At 73.0% G+C, this 21,751-nt stretch carries 19 protein-coding genes; 9 read left to right on the forward strand and 10 right to left on the reverse strand.

What is annotated here, in order from left to right; all coding sequences use genetic code 11:
* Positions 1-69 precede the first annotated feature (69 nt).
* Positions 70-1,713 carry a SulP family inorganic anion transporter gene (locus tag SOM13_RS07210; protein WP_320479250.1) on the reverse strand — a complete coding sequence of 548 codons (1,644 nt, stop codon included), beginning with the start codon at positions 1,711-1,713 and terminating at the stop codon, positions 70-72.
* A gap of 390 nt (positions 1,714-2,103) precedes the next feature.
* Between SOM13_RS07210 and SOM13_RS07215 the strand changes: the two genes are divergently transcribed.
* Positions 2,104-2,406: a hypothetical protein gene (locus SOM13_RS07215; protein ID WP_243215577.1), complete on the forward strand. Its 303-nt coding sequence runs from the start codon at positions 2,104-2,106 to the stop codon at positions 2,404-2,406.
* 14 nt (positions 2,407-2,420) lie between these two features.
* Here SOM13_RS07215 and SOM13_RS07220 read toward each other — a convergent pair whose 3' ends face one another.
* Positions 2,421-3,824 (reverse strand): nucleobase:cation symporter-2 family protein, encoded by a 1,404-nt coding sequence (locus SOM13_RS07220; protein WP_192061678.1) that lies wholly within the window; start codon positions 3,822-3,824, stop codon positions 2,421-2,423.
* Between the two features lie 238 nt (positions 3,825-4,062).
* Between SOM13_RS07220 and SOM13_RS07225 the strand changes: the two genes are divergently transcribed.
* Positions 4,063-5,358 (forward strand): M23 family metallopeptidase, encoded by a 1,296-nt coding sequence (locus SOM13_RS07225; protein WP_243215573.1) that lies wholly within the window; start codon positions 4,063-4,065, stop codon positions 5,356-5,358.
* Here SOM13_RS07225 and SOM13_RS07230 read toward each other — a convergent pair.
* Entirely contained in the window at positions 5,355-6,341 is a 987-nt protein-coding gene (locus SOM13_RS07230; protein WP_320479251.1) for a LysR family transcriptional regulator, read from the reverse strand. The genes SOM13_RS07225 and SOM13_RS07230 overlap by 4 nt on opposite strands.
* A gap of 71 nt (positions 6,342-6,412) precedes the next feature.
* On the opposite strand from SOM13_RS07230, the gene SOM13_RS07235 reads away from it, so the two are divergent.
* Positions 6,413-7,441, forward strand: a complete 1,029-nt coding sequence (locus tag SOM13_RS07235; RefSeq protein WP_320479252.1) for an EamA family transporter — start codon at positions 6,413-6,415, stop codon at positions 7,439-7,441.
* Here SOM13_RS07235 and SOM13_RS07240 read toward each other — a convergent pair.
* The 5 genes from SOM13_RS07240 to SOM13_RS07260 form a co-directional block, all read right to left on the reverse strand.
* Positions 7,438-7,914, reverse strand: coding sequence for a hypothetical protein (locus SOM13_RS07240; RefSeq protein WP_320479253.1), 477 nt, complete (start codon positions 7,912-7,914; stop codon positions 7,438-7,440). The genes SOM13_RS07235 and SOM13_RS07240 overlap by 4 nt on opposite strands.
* 205 nt (positions 7,915-8,119) lie before the next feature.
* Positions 8,120-9,052 carry a hypothetical protein gene (locus SOM13_RS07245; RefSeq protein WP_320479254.1) on the reverse strand — a complete coding sequence of 311 codons (933 nt, stop codon included), beginning with the start codon at positions 9,050-9,052 and terminating at the stop codon, positions 8,120-8,122.
* On the reverse strand, positions 9,049-9,750 hold the full coding sequence (locus tag SOM13_RS07250) for a response regulator (RefSeq protein ID WP_192061683.1): 702 nt from the start codon (positions 9,748-9,750) through the stop codon (positions 9,049-9,051). The genes SOM13_RS07245 and SOM13_RS07250 overlap by 4 nt, the downstream gene beginning before the upstream one ends.
* Positions 9,743-11,149: a sensor histidine kinase gene (locus tag SOM13_RS07255; protein ID WP_320479255.1), complete on the reverse strand. Its 1,407-nt coding sequence runs from the start codon at positions 11,147-11,149 to the stop codon at positions 9,743-9,745. The genes SOM13_RS07250 and SOM13_RS07255 overlap by 8 nt, the downstream gene beginning before the upstream one ends.
* Positions 11,150-11,306: 157 nt before the next feature.
* On the reverse strand, positions 11,307-11,930 hold the full coding sequence (locus SOM13_RS07260; protein ID WP_243215559.1) for a superoxide dismutase: 624 nt from the start codon (positions 11,928-11,930) through the stop codon (positions 11,307-11,309).
* Positions 11,931-12,084: 154 nt separating this feature from the next.
* On the opposite strand from SOM13_RS07260, the gene SOM13_RS07265 reads away from it, so the two are divergent.
* The 3 genes from SOM13_RS07265 (at position 12,085) to SOM13_RS07275 (ending at position 14,903) form a co-directional block, all read left to right on the forward strand.
* Positions 12,085-12,663 carry a molybdopterin-dependent oxidoreductase gene (locus SOM13_RS07265; protein WP_192061686.1) on the forward strand — a complete coding sequence of 193 codons (579 nt, stop codon included), beginning with the start codon at positions 12,085-12,087 and terminating at the stop codon, positions 12,661-12,663.
* A complete protein-coding gene (locus SOM13_RS07270) occupies positions 12,660-13,658 on the forward strand; it encodes a hypothetical protein (protein ID WP_320479256.1) in 999 nt (332 codons plus the stop codon). Before SOM13_RS07265 ends, SOM13_RS07270 begins: the two co-directional genes overlap by 4 nt.
* 135 nt (positions 13,659-13,793) lie before the next feature.
* The gene (locus SOM13_RS07275; RefSeq protein WP_320479257.1) at positions 13,794-14,903 is read left to right on the forward strand and encodes a hypothetical protein; all 1,110 of its coding nucleotides are present in this window, start codon (positions 13,794-13,796) and stop codon (positions 14,901-14,903) included.
* A gap of 227 nt (positions 14,904-15,130) precedes the next feature.
* Here the strand turns inward: SOM13_RS07275 and SOM13_RS07280 are convergent, their stop codons facing one another.
* On the reverse strand, positions 15,131-15,796 hold the full coding sequence (locus SOM13_RS07280; RefSeq protein ID WP_320479258.1) for an SDR family NAD(P)-dependent oxidoreductase: 666 nt from the start codon (positions 15,794-15,796) through the stop codon (positions 15,131-15,133).
* Positions 15,797-16,526: 730 nt separating this feature from the next.
* Between SOM13_RS07280 and SOM13_RS07285 the strand changes: the two genes are divergently transcribed.
* From SOM13_RS07285 to SOM13_RS07295, 3 genes are all read left to right on the forward strand, one after another.
* On the forward strand, positions 16,527-16,985 hold the full coding sequence (locus SOM13_RS07285) for a DUF3817 domain-containing protein (protein ID WP_192061688.1): 459 nt from the start codon (positions 16,527-16,529) through the stop codon (positions 16,983-16,985).
* A 95-nt stretch (positions 16,986-17,080) separates the two neighbouring features.
* Positions 17,081-19,468, forward strand: coding sequence for a heavy metal translocating P-type ATPase (locus tag SOM13_RS07290; RefSeq protein ID WP_320479259.1), 2,388 nt, complete (start codon positions 17,081-17,083; stop codon positions 19,466-19,468).
* Positions 19,469-19,531: 63 nt separating this feature from the next.
* Positions 19,532-20,440: a TspO/MBR family protein gene (locus SOM13_RS07295; protein WP_320479260.1), complete on the forward strand. Its 909-nt coding sequence runs from the start codon at positions 19,532-19,534 to the stop codon at positions 20,438-20,440.
* A 142-nt stretch (positions 20,441-20,582) separates the two neighbouring features.
* Here the strand turns inward: SOM13_RS07295 and SOM13_RS07300 are convergent, their stop codons facing one another.
* Entirely contained in the window at positions 20,583-21,620 is a 1,038-nt protein-coding gene (locus SOM13_RS07300) for an aldo/keto reductase (RefSeq protein WP_192061691.1), read from the reverse strand.
* Positions 21,621-21,751: the final 131 nt, after the last annotated feature.

Genomic DNA, 21,751 nt, shown 5'->3' on the forward strand with positions numbered 1-21,751 from the left:
GATGACACGAACCCGCCGAACCTCGCTCGCCGCCCGCCGCAGCCCCTCGAGCCCGCGCGCAGCCCAGGCTCAGCTCCCGAGCCGGCCCGTCAGCCGCCCGTGGAACGCGCTGCTGCGGTCGTCGAGCCCGACGAACTCGACCTCCACCCCGTGCGCGGCGTACTTCGTGCCGACGGCGTCGAGTGCGGCGACGCTCGAGGCGTCCCAGACGGAGGCGCGGGTCAGGTCGATCGTCACCCGTGCCGGATCGTCGGCGTACGAGAAGTGCTCGACGAGGTCGTTGCTGCTGCCGAAGAACAGCGGTCCGATCACGTCGTAACGGACCGAGGCCCCGCTCCCGGGCCCCGCGTTGCCGGGCCCCGCGCTGCCGGGCCCTGCGCTGCCGGGCCCTGCGTCGCCGGGCCCCGCGCTGCCGGGCCCTGCGTTGCCGGGCCCTGCACTGCTGAGCCCGATGCCGTCGGCGCTCGCCGCGCCTCCTTCGACCGTCCGCTCGACCCGGATCACGTGCGCGATCCGCCGCGCGAACAGCACCATGGCGAGCAGCACGCCGACCGCGACGCCGAGCGCCAGGTTGTCGGTCGCGACGACGACCGCGACGGTGACGACCATGACGAGCGTCTCGGGGATCGGCATGCGCCGCAGCGTCGACGGCCGGACGCTGTGCCAGTCCACCGTCGAGATCGCGACGATCATCATCACGGCGGCCAGCGCGACCATGGGGATGCGCGCCATCACCTCGCTCAGGGCGGTGACGAGCAGCAGCAGGAACAGCCCCGCGACGACCGTCGACACCCGCGTGCGGGCCCGGCCGATCTTGACGTTGACGACGGTCTGGCCGATCATCGCGCAACCGGCGATGCCGCCGTAGGCGCCCGCGGCGATGTTCGCGACGCCGAGCGCCCACGACTCCTTGCCCTTGCGCGACGGCGTCTCGGTGATGTCGTCGACGAGTTTCGCGGTCAGCAGGGTCTCCATCAGGCCGACGAACGCGACGCTGAGCGCGGTCGGCAGGATGATGCCGAGCGTCTCGAGCGAGAACGGCACGAGCCAGGGGGTGAGGCCGGGCAGCCCGCCGCCCATCTCGCCCTCGTCGCCGACGGTGGTCACGTCGAGCCCGGCCGCGACGACGATCACGGTCACGACGACGATGGCGACGAGCGGCGCCGGAACGGCCTTCGTCAGGCGCGGCAGCAGCACGACGATCACGATGGTCAGCACGAACAGCGGGTAGACGATCCACGGCACGTCGATCAGGTGCGGCACCTGGGCCATGAAGATGAGGATGCCGAGGGCGTTGACGAAGCCGATCATCACCGACCGCGGGATGAACCGCATCAGCCGGGCGAGCCCCGCCGTGCCGAACGCGATCTGGATGACGCCGGCGAGCAGCACGGCCGGCAGCACGTACTCGACGCCGTGCGCACGGACGAGCGGGGCGATGACGAGCGCGACCGAGCCCGCGGCGGCGGTGACCATGGCGGGGCGGCCGCCGAGCAGCGACATGACGAGGGCGAGCACGATCGAGGCGACCAGGCTGACCATCGGGTCGACGCCGGCGATCACCGAGAACGAGATGACCTCGGGCACGAGGGCGAGCGTGGTGACGATGCCGGCCAGCGCCTCCCGGGTCAGGAGGCGCGGTGACCGCAGGACGCCGAGCACCGTGTCGTCGCGGTGCGGGCGCGCGACGGGCGCGGGGGAGGGAGCGGTCACGAGGACTCCTGGGGAGAAGAAGGGGGAGGGGTGCCGCGATGCGGCGCGTTCGACTTTAGGCGACGGGCGCGGGCCGTCCGCGCGTCCGTCCGCCCGTGCGCGTTCGCGGGGCGCCAGAGGGTTCGGCGGGTTCGCGTTCGCGGGGGCTGCAGGGGGTTCGGCGGGTGCGCGTTCGCGGGGGTGCAGGGGGTTCGGCGGGTTCCTGTCATCGGTGGCGGGTCAGCGCTGACCCGCCGCCGATGACGGGAACCCGCCGAACCAGCAGGAGGCGCGGTTCGCGAGCGGCAGGAGGCGCGGCTCGCGACACGCACGCGAGGCACGACCCGCGAACGATCGCGGGTCCGCCCTGAGGCCGATGACAGCACAGGGGCCGAGCGCGAGACTCGAGTCATGAGCTCAGTGGACGACGGCCGGATCGTGCGGCGCATCTTCGCCGGCCTGCTGGTCGTCGTGACCCTGCTCGGTCTGGCGATCTTCTCGCTGGGGCGCGCCTCCTTCGCGGTGCTCGACGCGGAGGGGCAGGAGGCGCCTCCGTTCACGGTCTGCTCGGTCGACTACCCGACGTGCACCGATCCGCAGCCCGTGCTCGTGATCTTCGGAGCGGCGATGATGATCGCCGCCCTCGTCGCGCTGATCAGCATGATCGCCTCGCGTCGTCGCCGGCACCGTCCGGTGCGCCGAACTCGCCGCTGACCGCCAGCCGCTGCTCAGGCGTCGCGGTCGGCCGCCGCCGGTGCGGACGGGCCGCGGACGGCGTCGTGCGCCGACACGTCGCGGTCGACGCCGCCGTGGCGCCGCTGCTGCGACTCCGAGTTGAGCAGCAGGTTGAGCAGCACCGCGACGAGGGCCCCGGCGCTGATACCCGAGTCGAACACGATCGTGAACCAGGTCGGGAACTGCGCGTAGATGTCGGGGCTGACGGTCGGCAGCAGGCTGACACCCAGCGCCACGGCGACGATCAGGATGTTCGAGTTGTTGAACTTCACCTTCGACAGCGTGCGGATGCCGCTCGCGGCGACCATGCCGAACAGTGCCACGCCCGCGCCGCCGAGCACCGCCAGGGGAACCCCCTCGACGACGGCGCCGAGTGCCGGCACCAGCCCGAGCACGACGAGGATCACCCCGGCGAACGTCGCCACGTAGCGCGATCGCACGCCGGTGATGCTGACCAGGCCGACGTTCTGCGCGAACGCCGTGTAGGGGAACGTGTTGAAGACACCGCCGATCACGGTCGAGAGGCCGTCGGCGCGCAGGCCGTCGGCGAGGCGGCGCGGGGTGACGGGCTCGTCGACGATCTCGCCGACCGCGATGATGTCGCCGGTCGTCTCGGTCATGATCACGAGGCCGACGATGCACATCGACACGATGGCGCTGATCGGGAAGGTGGGCAGCCCGAAGTGGAAGGGCAGGGCGAGTCCGAACCAGGCGCTCTCGCCGACGCCGCTCCAGTCGGTGAGGCCGAACGGCCACGCGACGAGTGTGCCGATCACGAGCCCCAGCAGGATGGACACCCGCTGGATCGCAGGAGGCGCGAACCGCTCGATCAGGATGATCAGCAGCAGGGTCCCCGCCGCGAACCCGATGTCGAGCGGGTCGCCGAAGTCCTCCGAGCCGGTGCCGCCGCCGACCCAGCCGGCCGCGACGTCCATCAGCGAGACGCCGATGATGAGGATGACGGTGCCGGTGACGATCGGCGGGAAGAACCGGACGAGTCGGGAGAAGAACGGTGCGAGCAGCATCATGAACAGGCCGCTCGCGATGACGGAGCCGTAGATCGCGGTGATGCCGTACTCGCCGCCGATCACGATCATCGGGCCGACGGCGGCGAAGGTGCAGCCCTGCATCAGTGGCAGCCGCACCCCGAAGCGCCAGAATCCGACCGACTGGATGATGGTCGCGATGCCGGCGACGAGCAGGTCGGCGCTGATCAGGTACGCGATGTCGCCCGGCTCGAGCTCGCCCATGCCGACGAGCGCACCACCGACGATCAGCGGAACCGCGACGGCGCCCGCGTACATCGCGAGCACGTGCTGCAGCCCCAGCGGGAACAGCCGTCGCAGCGGCGGGATCCGGTCGACGGGTCGCTTCTCGGCCTGCGCGCTCGCGGTCATGGGGCCTCCTGATCAGGGTGAGTCGGTCATGACGACGCTAGGGCACGCGCGTTGCCCGGATGATGCCGTCATGTGTCGCCTGTGTGAAGGCGGCCGCGTCCGCGACCTGTGGAGAAGCCTGATTCTCATCCCCAGATCGGGGCAGGTCCGCCTCGCGGCGTGGGCATGACGATAGTGTTGGGACTCCGCCGACAGTCGTCGAGCGATGTCCCAGCCGTTCTGATCGAGACTGAGAAGCATGCACCGCCTCACCACGCGCCCCGACCTCTCCGGGTCGACCCGCGCCTCCCGGGGCCGACGTGCCGTCACGACCGCGATCGCCGTCGTCGGGCTCAGCGTCGCCTCGCTCCTCGCCGTCCCCGCTCAGGCTCAGGCCGCCGCCCCCACCTGGGCTCAGATCGAAGAGGCCCGCAGCTCCGAGACGGCCAAGAAAGACGCCATCGCCGACGTCGAGGCCGCACTCGAGGCGGCCACGAACCGTGCCGCAGACGCCCAAAAGGCCGCCGACGCCGCCGGTGAGGTGCTCGTCGACGCGCAGGCCGCCGCCGACGAGGCCAACGCGACCTACGCCGCCATCCAGAAGAAGGCCGACGAGGCCCGCGAGCAGTCCGCCTCGTCCGAGATCGTCGTCGGTCAGGCCGCCGCGATGCTCGCCCGCCCGACCAGCACCGGCACCCTCAGCGACCTGCTGTCGTCCGGTGCCGGCGCCGAAGACACCCTCCGCGGCCTCAGCATGTCGAGCAAGGTCGGCGAGAACCTCGACGCTCTGCGTGATCGCGCCATCGCCGCCGACAACCTCGCGACCTCGCTCGCCGACCAGGCCAAGGTCGCCCTCGACGAGCGCGACCGCCTGACCGACGAGGCCGACGCCGCCCTCGACGAGGCCGTCGCCGCCAACGAGGCCGCCAAGGCCGACGCGGCGAAGATCGACACCGAGAAGGCCACGCTGGCCGCCCAGCTCGTCGTGCTGCAAGACGACCGCATCTCGATGGAGCAGGCCTTCGCCCAGGCGCAGGCCGCCGAGGCGGCGGCCGCCCAGGCGAAGCTCCAGGCCGGCGCCGCGGGCACCGGCCCGATCAGCGTCGGTGCGGGCTCCGGTCCCGGCACGACGCAGCCCGACCCCGGCACCGGCTGGGTCGCCGCGATCCGCTCGTTCGGCTCGTACCAGGCGTACGGCTACCGCGTGCACCCGATCACGGGCGAGTACAAGCTGCACGCCGGCGCCGACTTCGGCGCCTCGTGCGGCACGCCGATCTACTCGATCGCCGCCGGCACCGTCTCGTATGCGGGCCCCGCCGGCGGGTACGGCAACCTCGTGATCATCGATCACGGCAACGGCATCAGCAGCGCTTACGGGCACATGGAGTCGTCGGGCATCTTCGTGTCGCAGGGTCAGACCGTGACCCCCGGTCAGAACATCGCGGGCGTCGGCACGGCCGGCGGCTCGACGGGCTGCCACCTGCACCTCGAGGTCCGTCAGAACGGGCTCGCCACCGACCCCGTCGCCTACCTCGCCACGCAGGGTGTCCGCTAGGCCACTGCGCCCGGCGCATCCGCCTCGTCCGCTCCGCCTGAGCTGACCACGGCGCTGGCGACCCGCGCCTCCTCGGAGGCTGCCTCCGTCACCCGGGCCTCCGCCAGCAGCTCGTCGACCACGACGCGCACCGCCGGCCGCACGGCCCGATCCGGCCGCATCAGCGCCTCGATGTGCCGCCCGGCGCGCACCTCCTCGAGCGTCGCCAGATGGAACCGCCCCCGCGCGCGGCCCGCCGACGTGTGCCGCGGCACGAGCGCGATCCCGTGCCCCGCGGCCACCATGTTCTCGAGCAGCGGCAGGTGCGTGCTGCGGTGCACCACATCCGGAGTGACGCCCGCCCGCAGCGCCATCGCCGTCAGCACGCGGTCGATCGGGAACCCGACCGGAACGCCGATCCACGGTTCGCCGATCACGTCGCCGAGCGTCACGCGCTCCCGCCCCGCCAGCGGGTGATCGAGCGGCATCGCGACCTCGAGCGGCTCGCGCAGCAGCGCCACGACGGCCAGGCGCGACCGATCAGGAGGCGCGACCCCGTCCGACCGGTGCCCCACCACCACGTCGAAGTCCGCGGTCAGCCGTGCGAACTCGTCTTCGCTCACGTCGCGGTCGTCGATCTCGACCTCGATGTCGGCGTGGGCCCGCATCCGCGTCACGAACCCGGGCAGCAGCAGCTCGGCCGCCGACGGGAACACCGCGAGCCGTACGACGCCCGTCGCGCCGGTCCGCACCGCCTCGAGCGTCGCCTCCGCCTCGGCCACCGCCGTCGACACCGCCAAGGAGGCGCGCGCGAGCGCCTGCCCCGCCTCCGTCAGTCGCACCCCGCGTCCGACCCGCTGCACCAGCTCGACGCCGAGCTGGCGCTGCAGGGTCTTGAGCTGCTGCGACACGGCACTCGGCGAGCGGTGGGTCGCCGCCGCGACGGCCGTGACGCTGCCGCGTTCGTCGAGTTCGCGGAGGAGTTCGAGATGCTGCACGTCCATGAAGGGAGGCTACAAGGTCACCGCGGAGATGCGCGCTGGTCCTGCAACGAGGCATCCGCCAGCATGGAGCCATGAGCCCCCGCGACCGCCTCCTCGCCCTCGTCGTCGCGGTCTGCTGGGGTGTGAACTTCCCGATGACGGCGCTGGCGCTCGAGCACTTCCCGCCGTTCCTCCTCGTCGCGGTGCGTTTCGCTCTGCTGGCGGTGCCGACCCTGCTGCTGGTGCCGCGTCCGGCGATCCCGTGGCCGCGCCTCCTGATGGTCGGGTTCGCCCTCGGCATCTTGCAGTTCGGGTTCCTGTACCTCGGGATGGAGGCCGGCATGCCGTCGGGCCTCGCGTCGCTCGTGCTGCAGGCGTCGGCGCCGTTCACCGTGGTGATCGCCGGCATCTGGCTGCGCGAGCGCATCACGCGACGGCAGGCGATCGGCATCGGCGTGGCGGTGCTGGCGCTGGCCGTGATCGCGGTGCACCGGTCTCAGGTCGCGGCGCTGCTGCCCGTCGTGCTGTGTCTCTGCGCGGCGCTCGGCTGGGCGCTCGGCAACGTGGCGGTGCGGCGGGCCGCCGCTCCGAACCCGCTGCATCTGACGCTGTGGATGTCGGTCGTGCCGCCGATCCCGATGCTGTCGCTGTCGTTCGTCGTCGAGGGCCCGGAACGGATCGGCCAGACGTTCGCGACGCTGTTAACCCTCGACGCGCTGCCGTCGATCGTGGGGCTGCTCTACGTGGTGCTCGTCGCGACGGTGCTCGGTTACGGGCTGTGGACGCGCCTCCTCGCCACGTATCCGTCGAGCACCGTCGCGCCGTTCTCGATGCTCGTCCCGGTGATCGGCGTGCTGGCGTCATGGCTCGCCTTCGACGAGGTGCCCGACGTGGTCGAGCTCGTGGCGGGCGTGGTCGTGGTCGGCGGGGTGCTCTACGCGAGCCGCGTGGTGCGAGCCGTGCCGGAGCGGGGCGCCCGGTCTGCGGCGGAGTCGGAGCCCCCTGCCGGAGGCGCGGCGGAGGTCGGCACCGCGGGTGTCGTCCCGCAGGGCGGCGCCGGCACCGGTGCCGCCACCGGAGCTGCGGCCGGGGCGGCGCCCGAGGCCGGGGTGCGCCGCTAGCCCTCGCCGGAGGGGCGCGGTGCGTCGGGTGCGCGTCGCAGCCGCTCGTAGCGCACGAGGCTGCGGACGGCGAAGACGCCGGTGGCGACGGCTCCGACGGCGGCCGCCCAGGGTGGGACGGTGAAGCCGGGGGAGTCGGCGGCCAGGGCGGCGGCACCGACGGCGAGCCCGGAGGTGATCGCTCCGAGTGCGATGCGGCGGCGGGGGTGTCGGCGGTGCGGGTCGACCAGGCGGACCGTGATGAGGGCGACGGTGACGGCGAGGAGGGCGACGAGCGCGCCGACGAAGCCGGCCACGGGTGCGGCGAACAGGTACGACGACGTCGACACCCCGGCGGGCGCACCGATCGACGACACGATCGCGATGACGACGACCACGGCGATGCCGAGCAGCGTGCCGCTCGCCATGGCCCGGACGACGAGGCCGAACACGAGACCCGCGTCGGGGCCCGTCGTGCCGGAGGAGTCGCTCACCCGGACAGGCTAGCCGCCCCGCGTCACGAGCATGACCCGCCGGCCTGAACGGCTCCGGGCGCAGAGCCGATCAGGCCGACAGGTCGCCCCCGCTCCCCTGCTGTTCCTCTGGTCGCAGTTTAGAGACCGGCCGCACGAATGTGCAGCCCCCGCAAAGGGGGATGACCTCGCCGCACAGCCGCGCCCCCGCACAGCCGCGCCCCCGTCACCGCCGTGCGGGCGTCCGCGTCTCGAGCACCCGCTCGACGGTCCGCGTCGCCGCCGCGATGCCCTCGACGTCGACCTGGGCCAGCACCTCGCCGTAGTCGTGCGGCACCGTCAGCTGCCGCTGCCACTCGGCCTGGTACAGCGCCTCCAGGTACCCCGACGACTCCCGGCAGGCCGCGTCGGCCGTCGCCAGGCGGATCTCGTCGCTGCTGATCGGCGACGACGGATCGTCCGACCCGAACTCGGCCGCCATGTCGATCGTCGGCATCCCCGCGGGCGAGCGCGGCAGGGTCTCGGCCAGCGCCTCCGTCGCGAACGGCCCCGTGTCGAAGACGTCGGCGTCGATCAGGCAGCTTCGCCACTCGTCGGCGGTGTCGAGCACGCGGTCGTCGCGCCGCGCCTCCGAGAACGCGGCGTCGCCGAGCCGGATGGCGATCGACGACGTCAGGTCGTCCTGTGCCAGCTCGGGGTGCTCCGTCAGCACCTGGTCGCCGCACCTCATCCGGGCGTCGAACACGGGATCGGCGAACACCGTCGTCGAGTAGGTGCGCCAGGCCGTCGCCCCCGGGTCGTCGGTCGGCGCCACGTGGTAGCCGCGCGCCCGGGCGTCGGTCAGATCGAACGCCCGCACCGGCTGCGACTCGAGGGCGTTCGTCGCCGCGTCGACGTCCCGCCACGGGACCTCGACCCCCTCGAACCCCGCCGCCTGCAGGCACGGCTCGATCAGCAGCTCCTCGGCGTAGGTCAGCCTCGTCGTGCTCGGGCCGATGTAGGCGTCGAGCGGCATCAGCCACTCCGTGCGGTCCTGCTCGGGCGGATCCGGCAGCGTGTAGGCCGCATTGGCGGGGATGCCGACCGCGATCACCCCGGCGACGACGACCCCGACGGCGACCGCGGTGATCCGCTTGGCGAGCTGCTCTCGGCTGCTCACCCGCGCCTCCGGTCGGGCCCGGACACCACGCCGTTCTCGTACGCGAAGACGACGATCTGCACCCGGTTGCGCATGCCCAGCTTCTGCAGCACCGAGCGCACGTGGCTCTTCACGGTCGCCTCGCTGAGGTACGCCTCGGTCGCGATCTCGGTGTTGCTCAGGCCCTTCGCGACGAGCGTGAACATCTCGCGCTCGCGGGGCGACAGGGGCGCGAGCGGGTCGACCCGGGGCGGCGCGGTCGGCGGCACGGCGAACTCGTGCACGACGTCGAGTGCGGCCCCCGCGGTCGGCACCGGGTCGCCCGCGAACGCCGCGCGGATCGTCGTGATGACGTCGTCGGGCGTCGCGTCCTTCGTGAGGAACGCGTACGCCCCGGCCTTCAGCGCACCGAACACCGCTTCGTCCCGCTGGATCGTCGTCAGCGCCACGACCCGCGGCAGATCGTCGGGCGACACCCCCTCGAGGATGCGCGCCGTCGCCTCGAGCCCGTTCATCACCGGCATGCGGAGATCCATCAGCACGACGTCGGGCGACTCGCGGGCGACGAGCTCGAGCGCCTCGCGCCCGTCGACGGCCGTGCCGACGCAGGCCAGGTCGGGCTGGGCCTCGATCAGCATCCGCAGACCCGAGGCGAAGAGCGGCTGGTCGTCGACGACGGCGACGCGGATGGCGCGGGTCGGCTCGGTGAGGTCAGGCATGAGGGTCTCTCTCGTGAGGAGCGGGCGGAGCAGCGGAAGGCGCGGGTGCAGGCGTAGGCGCCGGCGCAGCCGCAGGCGCGGCCGCAGCAGGCGCGGCCGACGAACCCGCACCCGTCCCGTCGAGCAGCGTGCGCGGGTAGTTGCCCGTCGAGGCGCCGGAGGTGCGGGCCGAGTCGGGTCGACGTCTGGTCGGCACGAAGACGGTCACCTCGAACCCGGTGCCGTCGCTCGACGGCTGCGCGGTCAGCCACCCGCCGGCCAGGCGCGCCCGCTCGACCATGCCGCGCACCCCGGCGCCGCGGTCGACCCCGGTGCGTGCGGCCACGAGCGGGGCGCCGCGACCCCGCGAGGTCACCAGCAGCGACAGGCCGGGCCCCCGCCAGTCCATGGCGATCACGACCTTGCTCGTCGTGCCGGCGTGCTTGAGGGCGTTCGTCAGGCTCTCCTGCACGATGCGGTAGACGGCGAGCTGCTGCGACGGCGCCAGCTCGCCGGGCTCGCCTTCCTCGGTGACGCCGATGTCCATGCCGACCTCGCGCATCGCCGAGACGAGCCCCTCGATGTCGGCGAGGGTCTCGCGGGGCGCCGTGACGTCGTCGTCCTGTGTGATGCGCTCGACCAGGCGTCGCACGTCGAGCAGGGCCGTGCGACCCACCTCGGCGATGTTCTGCAGCGACTCGGCCGTCACCTCGGGTCGGGTGTGCTGCAACGCGATCGCCCCCTGCGCCTGCGAGACGACGACCGCCAGCGAGTGCGCCAGCGCGTCGTGCACGTCGCGCGAGATGCGGGCGCGCTCCTGAGCGATGCGGAGCTCGAAGTCGGTCGCCTCGAACCGGGTCTCGGTGGCCTCGAGCGCCTGCCGGATGACCAGCACGCGCCGGATGCTCGCGAACGCCACGCCGATGGCCCACGCCCCGGCGAAGACGCCGAAGAGCGCCGCCGTCAGCAGCGAGAACTCGAGACGGAGCCCGCCGGCGGCGCCCGTGCCGACCCAGCTGCTCCAGACGTAGGGACGCGTGATGGTCGGCACTGCGAGCAGCCAGGCGCCGAGCGCGGCGATGCCGGCCGCGATCAGCAGGGCCGCGAGGCGCAACCACGGCGAGGGGCGCACGGCGACGAAGAACATCACCAGGGCGATGGCCACGTAGGCGCCCCAGGTGTCTTCTCGCGGGGCCTCGACGACGCCGAACAGCTGCAGCACGGGCACGACGACGACCAGCACGAGGGCCGTGACGGGCATCCAGTACGCCAGCCCGATCGCCATCGCGAACAGACCGAAGACGACGGCGTTGTCGGCGACGCCGCCGTTGCCCCAGGTGCTCGCCACCCAGAACGCGAAGTAGACGACCGCGGCGACGGGCGCGGCGACGTGCCGCTGCCACCGCCGTACGTTCGTCATGCCGTCACGTTAGGGGAGGGTCGGGGTGCACCGCGCCTCCTCGGGGCCGTTTTCAACCCGGGGGCGCACGACTGGGGTCTGTGGAGGAGACGACGAGGGCGCACCCGCCGAAGCGGATGCGCCCTCGAGAGCAGCGATGCGGCTGCGGGGTACCGGATCAGAAGCCGGTCAGCAGGCCCTGCGTCTTGGTGGTCGCGGCGGCGTAGCGGGCGGCGACGTTGTCCCAGTTGACGATGTTCCAGAAGGCCTTGACGTAGTCGGCGCGGACGTTCTGGTAGTCGAGGTAGTAGGCGTGCTCCCACACGTCGAGCATCAGCAGCGGCACGAGGCCGAACGGCACGTTGCCCTGCTGGTCGAAGAGCTGGAAGACGCTGAGCTTCTCGCCGAGCACGTCGTACGCGAGCACCGACCAGCCGGAGCCCTGCACGCCGAGAGCGGTCGCGGTGAAGTGCGCCTTGAACTTCTCGAGGTCGCCGAACTCGGAGCCGATGGCCTCGAGCAGGTCGCCGGTGGGCTCGCCGGTCTCGGGGGTCAGGTTCGTCCAGAAGATCGAGTGGTTGACGTGGCCGCCGAGGTTGAAGGCCAGGTCCTTCTCGAGCTTGTTGACGTTGGCGAGGTTGCCGGTCTCACGGGCCTCGGCGAGGGCGGCGTTGGCCGTGTTCGCACCGGTCACGTACGTGTTGTGGTGCTTGGAGTGGTGCAGCTCCATGATCTTCGCGCTGATGTGCGGCGCGAGCGCTGCATAGTCGTAAGGGAGATCGGGAAGGGTGTACTCAGCCATGTGGGGTCCTTTCGAGTTGACCTCCGTCCACCGTACGACCTCCACCCATGTCGGGGTCAACGTTCTCCCAGCGTGATCGCAGATACGGCGACGCCGTGGTGGTGCGAAGCTGGGGGCGACGAGAGACCGAACACCAGCACCCAGGAGGCGCACCATGGCCGGATTCACCGGGCTCGGCAGGCGGCGCGCAGCCGACCCGCGCCTCCCACCGGGGCAGTACCTCGAGAACGGGTTCCCCGTGCTGTCGGCCGGGCCGACGCCGAACATCAAGCGGTGGGAGCTCCAGATCGCGACGGAGACGGCGCAGCGCTCGCTCAGCTGGGCCGACTTCCAGGCGCTGCCGCACGAGGACATCGAGACCGACATCCACTGCGTCACGAGCTGGAGCAAGCTCGGCACCCACTGGCGCGGCGTCTCGATCGACACCCTCTTCGACGGGCTCGACACGCAGCACGAGTTCGCGATGGCCACCAGTCACGGTGGCTACACGACCAACCTGCCGCTCACCGAGCTGCTGGGCGGCAAGGCGTGGGTGGTCGACACCTACGAGGGGCAGCCGCTGCACGCCGAGCACGGCGGGCCCGCGCGCCTCTTCGTGCCCGGGCTGTACTTCTGGAAGAGCGCGAAGTGGCTGCAGGGCCTGCAGACCATGGCCACCGACCGTCGCGGCTTCTGGGAGAGCATGGGCTACCACCCCCACGGCGACCCCTGGAAGGAGGAGCGCTACGCGTGAGCCCCGTCGGTGACTCGTTCGACTGGCTGCCCGGCACGATCGTCGCAGCGTCCCCGCAGACCGGGCGGGCGCGGTCGCTGACGATCGCGATGCCGGGTCTGCGGCCGGCTCGAGCCGGGCAGCACGTGGATCTGCGGCTCACCGCCGACGACGGGTACACGGCCGTGCGCTCGTACTCGCTGTCGGATGTGCGCGGCTCCCGACGGCCCGGAGGAGGCGCGGGTCGCGTCGCCGAGACGGGTGCGGATCCCGCGAGCCCAGGAGGCGCGGGTCGCGTCGTCGATGCGAGCCCGGTTCCCGCCGGCCCGGGAGGCGCGGGTCGTGCCCCGCAGATCGAGGTCACGGTCGAGCGGATGGACGACGGCGAGGTGTCGCCCTACCTCGTCGACGCCGCCGAGCCCGGCGACCCGATCGAGGTCCGTGGCCCGATCGGCGGCTGGTTCGTCTGGCCGCCGACCGAGTTCGAGCCCGGCTCCGCCGTGCACGCCGTGCTGCCCGAGCCGGAGGGGGCGACGCCGGTGCGCGAGGCGCCCGTGCAGCTGATCGGCGGCGGGTCGGGCCTCGCTCCGCTCATGGCGATGGTGCGGGCGCGGAGCCGCGACGCGCCTCCGTTCCGTCTGCTCGCCTCGGTGCGCGGCCCGCGGTCGCGCTGGTTCGCGGGGGAGCTCGACGAGGCCGTGCGCGCCTCCTCGGGGGTTGGTGTTGGTGGTGCTGCTGGTGCTGGTGCTGAGGCGGGTGCGGGTGCCGGCGCTCGTGCCGGCGGGGCGGGGTTGCGGGTCGACTGGGTCTACACGCGCGAGGTGCCGGAGGGGGAGGTGCGGCCGGCGAGACGCCTGACCCGCGACGAGCTCGAGTCGCTCGTGCTGCCCGCCGTCGAGCACCCGCTCGTCTACGTCTGCGGGGCGAACTCGTTCGTCGAGGCCGTGGCGGGGTGGCTGGTCGAGCTCGGGCACGCGCCGACCCGCGTGCGCACGGAGCGCTTCGGCGGCGTGTGACGGGGCGGGCCGCGTCGGCTGTGCCGGCCGCGGCGGTTGTCCACAGGTCCGCACCCGCCGTCCATAACGCCCAGTATGTCGCGTGTAGCATTCCGGTCAGCGCGTCCGTCGGATGCGCCTGACACAAGGAGCACCATGTCCACTGCCAGAACCTGCCTCGCGACGATCGGCACCGCCGGCGTCGTCCTCGCTTCCCTCGTCGCCGGGCCCGCGTTCGCCGCGAGCCCCGACTCCTCGGCTTCGTCGACCGCGTCGGCGACGATCGCCTCGACCATCGGCGACGGCACGGCCGAGCGGCCCGCCATCACCCTCCTCGGCGTCAGCGACGGCGCCGTCGAGGTCTCCGTCCAGGGCGCGCCCCACGCGCTCGTCGCCTTCGTCAACGAGCGCGGTGTCGAGACCCGCACCCTGCTCGACGGCTCGGGCCGCAACACGGTCTCGATCCGCGTGGCGAACGACCGCGAGAACGTGTTCACCGTCCGCTCCGTCGTCGACGGCGTCCCCTACCTCTCCGAGTGGCGCGTCGACCCGCGCCAGGGCGTCGACCCCGGCACGCCGGTCGACCCCGAGGTGCCGGTCGACCCTGAGGTGCCGGTCGACCCTGAGACGCCCGTCGACCCGGAGACGCCGGAGGAGCCCGGCGTCCCCGGTGACTTCCGCGTCTCGTACAGCGTCGGCGCCGTGATCGAGGGCTACGCCACGGTCACCCTCGCCGGCCCCGCGGGCCAGATCTGGAGCGTCGTCGACGCCTCCGGCGACTCGTACGGCCTCGACGCCTTCGGCACCGACGGCGTCGGCCGTGTGTCGCTCCCGGCCCCGGCCGGAGAGAGGACGGCCTTCACCCTCGAGCTGCGCGAGGGCTACAGCACGGTCGTCGAGAGCCAGCCCCTCGTCATCGACCGCACCGACGAGGGCGAGACCCCCGGCGAGCCCGGTGACCCCGGTGAGCCCGGCGACCCGGGTGAGCCCGGTGAGCCCGGCGACCCCGGTGAGCCCGGCACGCCGGCTCCGGGCACGGTCGTCGTCGGCGACATCGCGGACGGCCGCGCCGCGGTGACCATCCACGGTTCGCTCTTCGCGAGCTTCATGATCACGGATGCACAGGGCCGGTTCGTCACCGGAAGCTGGCTGAACGGCGAGTCGGTCACTCTCGACCTCGCGGCACCCGCCGGTGCGGTGACGACGTACACGCTGCACATCGCCGACCTGCCCGCGCCGGTGCAGTTCTCGATCGACGCCCGCTAGTCGATCCCGCTCCACCCTCTCTTCGGCGAGAACACAGAGGCCCTCGTGCGTGCACGAGGGCCTCTGCGCGTCTCCCCGCCCTCGAGAGTCGCGCCACACCCCGAATACCGCGCCACACCCCGATCTCTCAGGGTGTGACGCGGCTTCCGGGGTGTGACGCGGCGCCGGCAGCGCCGGTAGCGGCGGGTGGCGGGCGGCGGGCGGCGGCGCACGCAGCGCCGGGCGGGCTAGGCCTCGGGGGCGGTGGTGCGGAACGTGCTCCGCGAGACGTGCTGCTGCCAGAGCAGCTCGGCCAGGGCGTCGGGGTTCTTGCCCTCGCTCTGCGGGTCGATGCCGCCGGGGATGATCAGCTGCGCGACGTGGATCCCCTCGTCGGCCAGCACCTCGTGCAGCAGCTGCGCGTAAGCGGTCTCGCCGGCGAACGCGATCGACGTGCCGGTGAGGTTCTTGCCGGGGGTGACGGCCGAGCCGCCGTTGACGAAGAGGATCGTGCCGCCGCCTCCGGGCAGGAACCGCATGCCCGGCAGCACCTGGTGCACGGCCGCGACGGGTCCATAGACGGAGAACTCGATCGGCCCGACGAGGTCCGCCGGCGTCGTCTCGAGCACGGGGCGCATGAAGTCCTTCTGGGGCAGAGGGCTGTACTGCAGCACCTGGATCGGCCCGAGCTGCTCGGTCGCCTTCTCGAGCGCGGCCGCGAGGCTCGCGGGGTCGCGCACGTCGGCGGTGAAGCCCTGAGCCGTGACGCCGTCGGCGCCGAGCTCGGCGGCCAGCGCGTCGAGCCGTCCCTGGTGCCGAGAGATCAGCGCGACGCTGAAGCCCTCCCGGCCGAATCGTCGGGCGACGGCAGCGCCGAGCCCCTTGCCTGCTCCGATGATCGCGAGTGTCGTCATGCCCCCACTCAACCAAGGAGGCGCGGGTCGGCACCCAGGCAGCGCCCCGCCCCCTGCGCCCCCGCCCCCCGTTCCGCCTCATCGAGGTGACGCAAAGCGCGGCCTCCCAGCGCCCCAGGCCTCGTTCCGGGTCACATCGTTCGGCGCCAGCGGCGCCCGCCGGCGCGCGGCCTCATCGAGGTGACGCAAAGCGTGGCCTCCCTGCGCCCCAGGCCCCGTTTCGAGTCACTTCATTCGGGCTTGACGCGCGGGAGGTGCGGGAGGCGCGGGTCGACCCCCAGGGAGCCCGCCGCCCCCTGCACCCCGCCTCGCACCCCGTTCCACCCCATCGAGGTGACGCAACGCGTGGCCTCCTGGCGCCCCAGGGCTCGTTTCGAGTCACTTCGTTCGGCGCCTGCGGCCCCCGCCTGCGCGCGGCTTCATCGAGGTGACGCAAAGCGTGGCCTCCCGGCGCCTCAGGGCTCGTTTCGAGTCACTTCGTTCGGGCGGGAGGTGCGGGAGGCGCGGGTCGGCACCTAGGGAGCCCGCCGCCCCTGCGCCCCGCCTCGTGCCCCGTACCGCGTCATCGAGGTGACGCAACGCGTGGCCTCCTGGCGCCTCAGGGCTCGTTTCGGGTCGCTTCGTTCGAGGAGGGGGCGCGCGCGGCACCGCAGCGCGCGCGGGCGCACGCCCAGGCGGGGGCTGCGAGCATGGACGCAGTACCCCGTCGGCCCCTGACCAGGAGCAACTCGTGTCGCCTCGCACCCTCTTCCGCTCGTTCGCCGTCGCCGAGGTGGTGACCTGGTCGCTGCTGATCGGCGGCATGCTGCTGAAGTACGTCGCCCGCGTCGGCGACTGGCCGGTCAGCGTCGCCGGGCCGATCCACGGCTTCGTGTTCCTGGCGTATCTCGTCGCCGGGGTCGTCGTCGCGGTCAACCAGCGCTGGTCGCTCGGTGTCACGCTGGCCGCGCTGGCGAGCGCCGTCGTGCCGTACGCCTCGGTCCCGGTCGAGCGCTGGATCGACCGCAGCGGGCGACTCCGCGGCGACTGGCGACGCACCGCCACCGACGACCCGCGCGATCGCCGCCCGCTCGACCGCTTGCTGCGCTGGATGCTCACGCACCTCGGGCTCGCCCTGGGGCTGCTCGTCGCCGGTGTCGTGGTCGTGTTCGTCGTGCTGCTCGTGGTCGGGCCTCCGGTCGGGGGCTGACCGGCGCGACGGGCAGGGGTTGCCGCGCCGCGCCTCCTCGACTCGGGATCGACCGGATGCTGGCGGTCTGACGTATACCCCCCTAGGGTATGTGTATGAGCACCGGGCACCCTGACAGCACCCCGCACGCCGACCACGCAGGAGGCGCGGGTCACGACGACCACGCCGCCCACGACGCGCACGCGGGTCACGACGACCACGCCGGTCACGACGCGCACGCCGGTCACGACGCGCACGCCGGTCACGACGCGCACGCCGGTCACGACGCGCACGCTGGGCACGGCGGACACGGGCACGGCGGACACGGTCACGCCGGGCACGGCGGGCACGGCGATCACGCGGCGCAGTTCCGCGACAAGTTCTGGGTGAGTCTGGTCGTGGCGATCCCGGTGATCGTCTTCAGCTCGATGTTCGCGGGGCTGCTCGGCTACGACGTGCCCGAGTTCCCCGGGTCGACGTGGATCTCGCCGGTGCTCGGCACGTTCCTGTTCTTCTGGGGCGGCTGGCCGTTCCTCAGCGGAGGGGTCGCCGAGGCGCGCGCCAAGCAGCCCGGCATGATGCTGCTCATCGCGATGGCGATCACCGTCGCCTTCGCCGCGAGCTGGGCGACCCAGCTCGGCATCGGCGGGCTCGACCTCGACTTCTGGTGGGAGCTCGCCCTCCTCGTCGTCATCATGCTGCTCGGCCACTGGATCGAGATGCGGGCGCTCGGCGCCGCCTCCGGAGCCCTCGACGCCCTCGCGGCGCTGCTGCCCGACACCGCCGACCGCGTCGTCTCGCCCGCCGCCACCCACGCCGCCGCGACCGCCCCCGCCGCGACCGCCCCCGCCACCGGCGACACCGCCCACGCCGCCCCCGCCGCAGGCGACACCGAGCCCGTCGCGATCGCCGAGCTGGCGGTCGGCGACGTCGTGCTCGTCCGCTCGGGCGGGAGGGTCCCCGCCGACGGCAGCATCGTCGACGGCGAGGCCGCGATGGACGAGTCGATGATCACGGGCGAGTCCCGCACGGTCTCCCGCGCTGTCGGCGACCGCGTCGTCGCCGGAACGGTCGCCACCGACGGCACCCTGCGCGTGCGGGTCGAGGCGGTCGGCGAGGCCACGGCGCTCGCCGGGATCCGCCGTCTCGTGGCCGAGGCGCAGGCGTCGTCGTCGCGCGCTCAGGCGCTCGCCGACCGGGCCGCCGCCCTGCTGTTCTGGTTCGCCGCGGGCGCGGGTGTCATCACCTTCGTCGTCTGGCTGCTGATCGGCGACGTCGACCAGGCCATCACGCGCACGGTCACCGTGCTCGTCATCGCCTGCCCGCACGCCCTCGGCCTCGCGATCCCGCTCGTGATCGCCATCTCGACGGAACGCGCCGCGCGCGCCGGAGTCCTCGTCAAAGACCGCCTCGCCCTCGAGCGCATGCGTCTGGTCGACACCGTCCTGTTCGACAAGACGGGCACCCTCACGCGGGGCGAGCCGGTCGTGACGGACGTGACGACCGCCTCCTCGGCCTCCACCGCCTCCGGCACCTCCACCGCCGCCGCCACCGCCTCCGCCGCCGCCTCCTCCGCCTCCGCCTCCTCCGCCACCGCCTCTTCCGACGACCGTCGGCACGCCGCGCTCCGCCTCGCGGCCGCCGTCGAGCGCGACAGCGAGCACCCGCTGGCCCGGGCGATCGTCCGCGCCGAGGCCGAGTCGCCTCAGGCCCGACCCGAGGAGGCGCGGGTCGACGTCACCGACTTCCGCACCGTCACGGGACGCGGCGTCGAGGGCACGATCGACGGCGTGCGGGTCGCGGTCGGCGGCCCGGGTCTGCTGCGCGACGGCGACCACGAGGCGCCCGACGAGATCGCCTCCGCGACCGCATCGTGGTCCGACGAGGGCGCGACCGTGCTCTACCTCGTGCGCGACGGCGCGGTCGAGGCGGCCTTCGCCCTCCGCGACGAGGTGCGCCCCGAGTCGGCCGAGGCGGTGCGACGTCTGCACGAGGCGGGCGTGCGCGTCGCCATGATCACCGGCGACGCCCGGCCCGTCGCCGAGGCCGTCGGGCGCGAGCTCGGCATCGACGAGGTGTTCGCCGAGGTGCGCCCCGACGAGAAGGACGCCCGCGTGGCCGAGCTCCAGCAGCGCGGCCAGAGGGTCGCCATGGTGGGCGACGGGGTGAACGACGCTCCGGCGCTCGCCCGCGCCGACGTCGGCATCGCGATCGGCGCCGGGACGGACGTCGCCGTCGAGTCGGCCGGCGTCGTGCTCGCCTCGAACGACCCACGGGCCGTGCTGTCGGTCATCTCGCTGTCGCGGGTCGGGTACCGCAAGATGATCCAGAACCTCGTCTGGGGCGCCGGCTACAACGTGCTGTCGGTGCCGCTCGCCGCCGGAGTCCTGGCAGGGGTCGGCTTCGTCCTCTCGCCCGCGGCCGGTGCGGTGCTGATGAGCCTGTCGACCGTGATCGTCGCGCTGAACGCGCAGCTGCTGCGTCGCTGGAAGCCCGCCGCCTGACAGGTCGCTGATTGTTTTAGTTGCTAAGAGAAATGTGCAGGAGGCGCGACTAGCGTCGTCCGCATGAGTTCCGACCCGCAGACCAGCAGCCACGCCCGCACCCCGTCGCCCGCGGCGGGCGCCTCGCGCGCCACGAGCGCCTCGCGCGCCACGAGCGCCGCTCCCGCCACCGGCGCCGACGTCGTCCGCCAGATCGTCGTGCTGGTCAGCGCGGTCGTCGCGATCGTGCTCGCGGCCGTCGGCTCGGGCGCCTTCGGCGGCACCGCGGTCGCCGACGCCGCCGGGGGAGCCCTCAGCGCCACCGCCACGACCGTCGCCCCCGCGACCACCGCGTTCAGCATCTGGAGCGTCATCTACCTCGGCCTCGTCGCCTACGCCGTCTACCAGGCCCTGCCGCGTCAGCGGGCCGTCACGCGGCACCGCCGCCTCGGCTACTGGGTCGCCGCCTCGATGCTGCTGAACGCGGGCTGGCTCTTCGCGGCCGTGCAGCTCGGCAGCGTCTGGCTCGGCGCGGCAGTGATCGTCGCGCTGCTGCTCGTGCTGGCGCGCATCTTCGTCATCTGCTTCCACACCGCCTCGAGCGGTTGGGTCGACGCCGTCGTGACCGACGGCACCTTCGGCCTCTACCTCGGCTGGGTCAGCGTGGCGACGGTCGCGAACGTGGCCGCCGGGTTCGTCGACGCGGGTTTCGACGGCTTCGGTCTGCCGGCCGGCTTCTGGTCGGCCGTGGTGCTCGGGGTCGCGGCCCTGGTCGGCGTCGCGATCGCCTTCGCCGGGCGCGGGCGCATCGCCCCCGCCCTGTCGCTGAGCTGGGGCCTGTCGTGGATCGCCGTGGGCCGTCTGCTCGGCGAACCCGAGAACACGGTGGCCGGCGTCGCGGCGATCATCGCGGCGGTCGTCGTGCTCGGCGTGACGGTGGCCGTGCGGGTGGCGCGCGGTCGCGTCGGCGCCACCCGCTCGCTGCACCGCTGAGCGTCGCCGCGGCCGCCGCGGCCGCCGCCGCTCAGCGCGACACCCCGTTCTCGGCGCAGCACCCCGAAAGATCCGGGTGTAGCGCCGAAAACGGGGTGTAGCGCCGAAACGGGGTGCAGCGCGGCAGGGGCCGCGCGAGCGGCTAGCGGCCGCCGGCGAGCTTGCGGTCGCGCTGTGCGACCCCGGCGGTGCCGTACGGGTAGTCGTCGATCCGCGGGGCGCTGGCCGCCGACAGGCGGGCGACCTCGTCGTCGGTCAGCGCGACGGCGACGTCCGACGCCCCGAGGTTGTCGGAGAGCTGCTCGACCGACCGCGCGCCCAGGATGACCGACGTCACCGCGGGCTGACGCAGCAGCCACGCGAGCGAGACCTGCGACGCCGACGCGTCGTGGGCGGCGGCGATCGAGGTGACCTCGTCGAGGACGGCCCAGGTGCGCTCGTCCGCGTTCCGCGCCTCCCAGGCCTCCATTCCGCGCTTCGGGTCCTCGCCGAGGCGGGTGGCGCCGGTCGGGGCCTGGTCGCGGGTGTACTTGCCGCTCAGCCAGCCGCCCGCCAGGGGCGACCACGGCAGCAGGCCGATGCCGGCGTCGAGCGAGGCCGGCACGATCTCGTGCTCGATGTCGCGCACGAGCAGGTTGTACTGCGGCTGCAGGGTCACGGGCGGTGTGAAGCCGAGGGCGGCGGCGCGACCGACGGCCTTGCTCACCTGCCAGCCGAGGTAGTTCGAGAAGCCGTAGTAGCCGATCTTGCCCGCGCTGACGGCGTCGTCCAGGAACCGCAGGGTCTCGTCGATCGGCGTCAGGTGGTCCCACGCGTGCATCTGATAGAGGTCGACGTGCTCGACGCCGAGTCGGGTGAGGGAGGCGTCGAGGGCGGTCGCGAGGTGACGGCGCGACAGCCCGACGTCGTTCGGGCCGGCCCCCATCGGGAACCGCCCCTTCGTCGCGAGCACGACCTGCGCCTCCTCGGTCGGGTGCTTCGCGAGCCAGCGCCCGATGATCTCCTCCGACACGCCCGCGCTGTACACGTCGGCGGTGTCGACCAGGGTGCCGCCCGCCGCGACGAAGGCGTCGAGCAGGGCGAAGGAGGTGGTCTCGTCGGCTTCGGCGCCGAAGGTCATGGTGCCGAGTGTCAGCTCCGACACGGAGGCGCCGCTGTTTCCCAGAGTTCTGTAGTCCATGTCGGCGACGCTACGCCCCGTCCCGCGGCTCGGGATCCCACCCGTGCGGAGCCTGCTGTCGCGCGGGTTTCCGCGGTAGCCTTCGCCCAGTCGACGGATCAGGTCGACGAGCTCACGCGAACCCGGACCCC

The sequence above is a fragment of the Frigoribacterium sp. CFBP9030 genome, from assembly GCF_034045195.1.
GTDB lineage: Bacteria > Actinomycetota > Actinomycetes > Actinomycetales > Microbacteriaceae > Frigoribacterium.

Bases quoted from the DNA above. Each gene is read 5' to 3' on its own strand.
- SOM13_RS07220 (WP_192061678.1), bottom strand. From the start codon at position 3,824: ATGACCGCGAGCGCGCAGGCCGAGAAGCGACCCGTCGACCGGATCCCG.
- SOM13_RS07250 (WP_192061683.1), bottom strand. From the start codon at position 9,750: ATGCCTGACCTCACCGAGCCGACCCGCGCCATCCGCGTCGCCGTCGTC.
- SOM13_RS07260 (WP_243215559.1), bottom strand. From the start codon at position 11,930: ATGGCTGAGTACACCCTTCCCGATCTCCCTTACGACTATGCAGCGCTC.
- SOM13_RS07275 (WP_320479257.1), top strand. From the start codon at position 13,794: ATGTCCACTGCCAGAACCTGCCTCGCGACGATCGGCACCGCCGGCGTC.
- SOM13_RS07255 (WP_320479255.1), bottom strand. From the start codon at position 11,149: ATGACGAACGTACGGCGGTGGCAGCGGCACGTCGCCGCGCCCGTCGCC.
- SOM13_RS07225 (WP_243215573.1), top strand. From the start codon at position 4,063: ATGCACCGCCTCACCACGCGCCCCGACCTCTCCGGGTCGACCCGCGCC.
- SOM13_RS07280 (WP_320479258.1), bottom strand. From the start codon at position 15,796: ATGACGACACTCGCGATCATCGGAGCAGGCAAGGGGCTCGGCGCTGCC.
- SOM13_RS07265 (WP_192061686.1), top strand. From the start codon at position 12,085: ATGGCCGGATTCACCGGGCTCGGCAGGCGGCGCGCAGCCGACCCGCGC.
- SOM13_RS07215 (WP_243215577.1), top strand. From the start codon at position 2,104: ATGAGCTCAGTGGACGACGGCCGGATCGTGCGGCGCATCTTCGCCGGC.
- SOM13_RS07295 (WP_320479260.1), top strand. From the start codon at position 19,532: ATGAGTTCCGACCCGCAGACCAGCAGCCACGCCCGCACCCCGTCGCCC.
- SOM13_RS07290 (WP_320479259.1), top strand. From the start codon at position 17,081: ATGAGCACCGGGCACCCTGACAGCACCCCGCACGCCGACCACGCAGGA.
- SOM13_RS07235 (WP_320479252.1), top strand. From the start codon at position 6,413: ATGAGCCCCCGCGACCGCCTCCTCGCCCTCGTCGTCGCGGTCTGCTGG.
- SOM13_RS07230 (WP_320479251.1), bottom strand. From the start codon at position 6,341: ATGGACGTGCAGCATCTCGAACTCCTCCGCGAACTCGACGAACGCGGC.
- SOM13_RS07300 (WP_192061691.1), bottom strand. From the start codon at position 21,620: ATGGACTACAGAACTCTGGGAAACAGCGGCGCCTCCGTGTCGGAGCTG.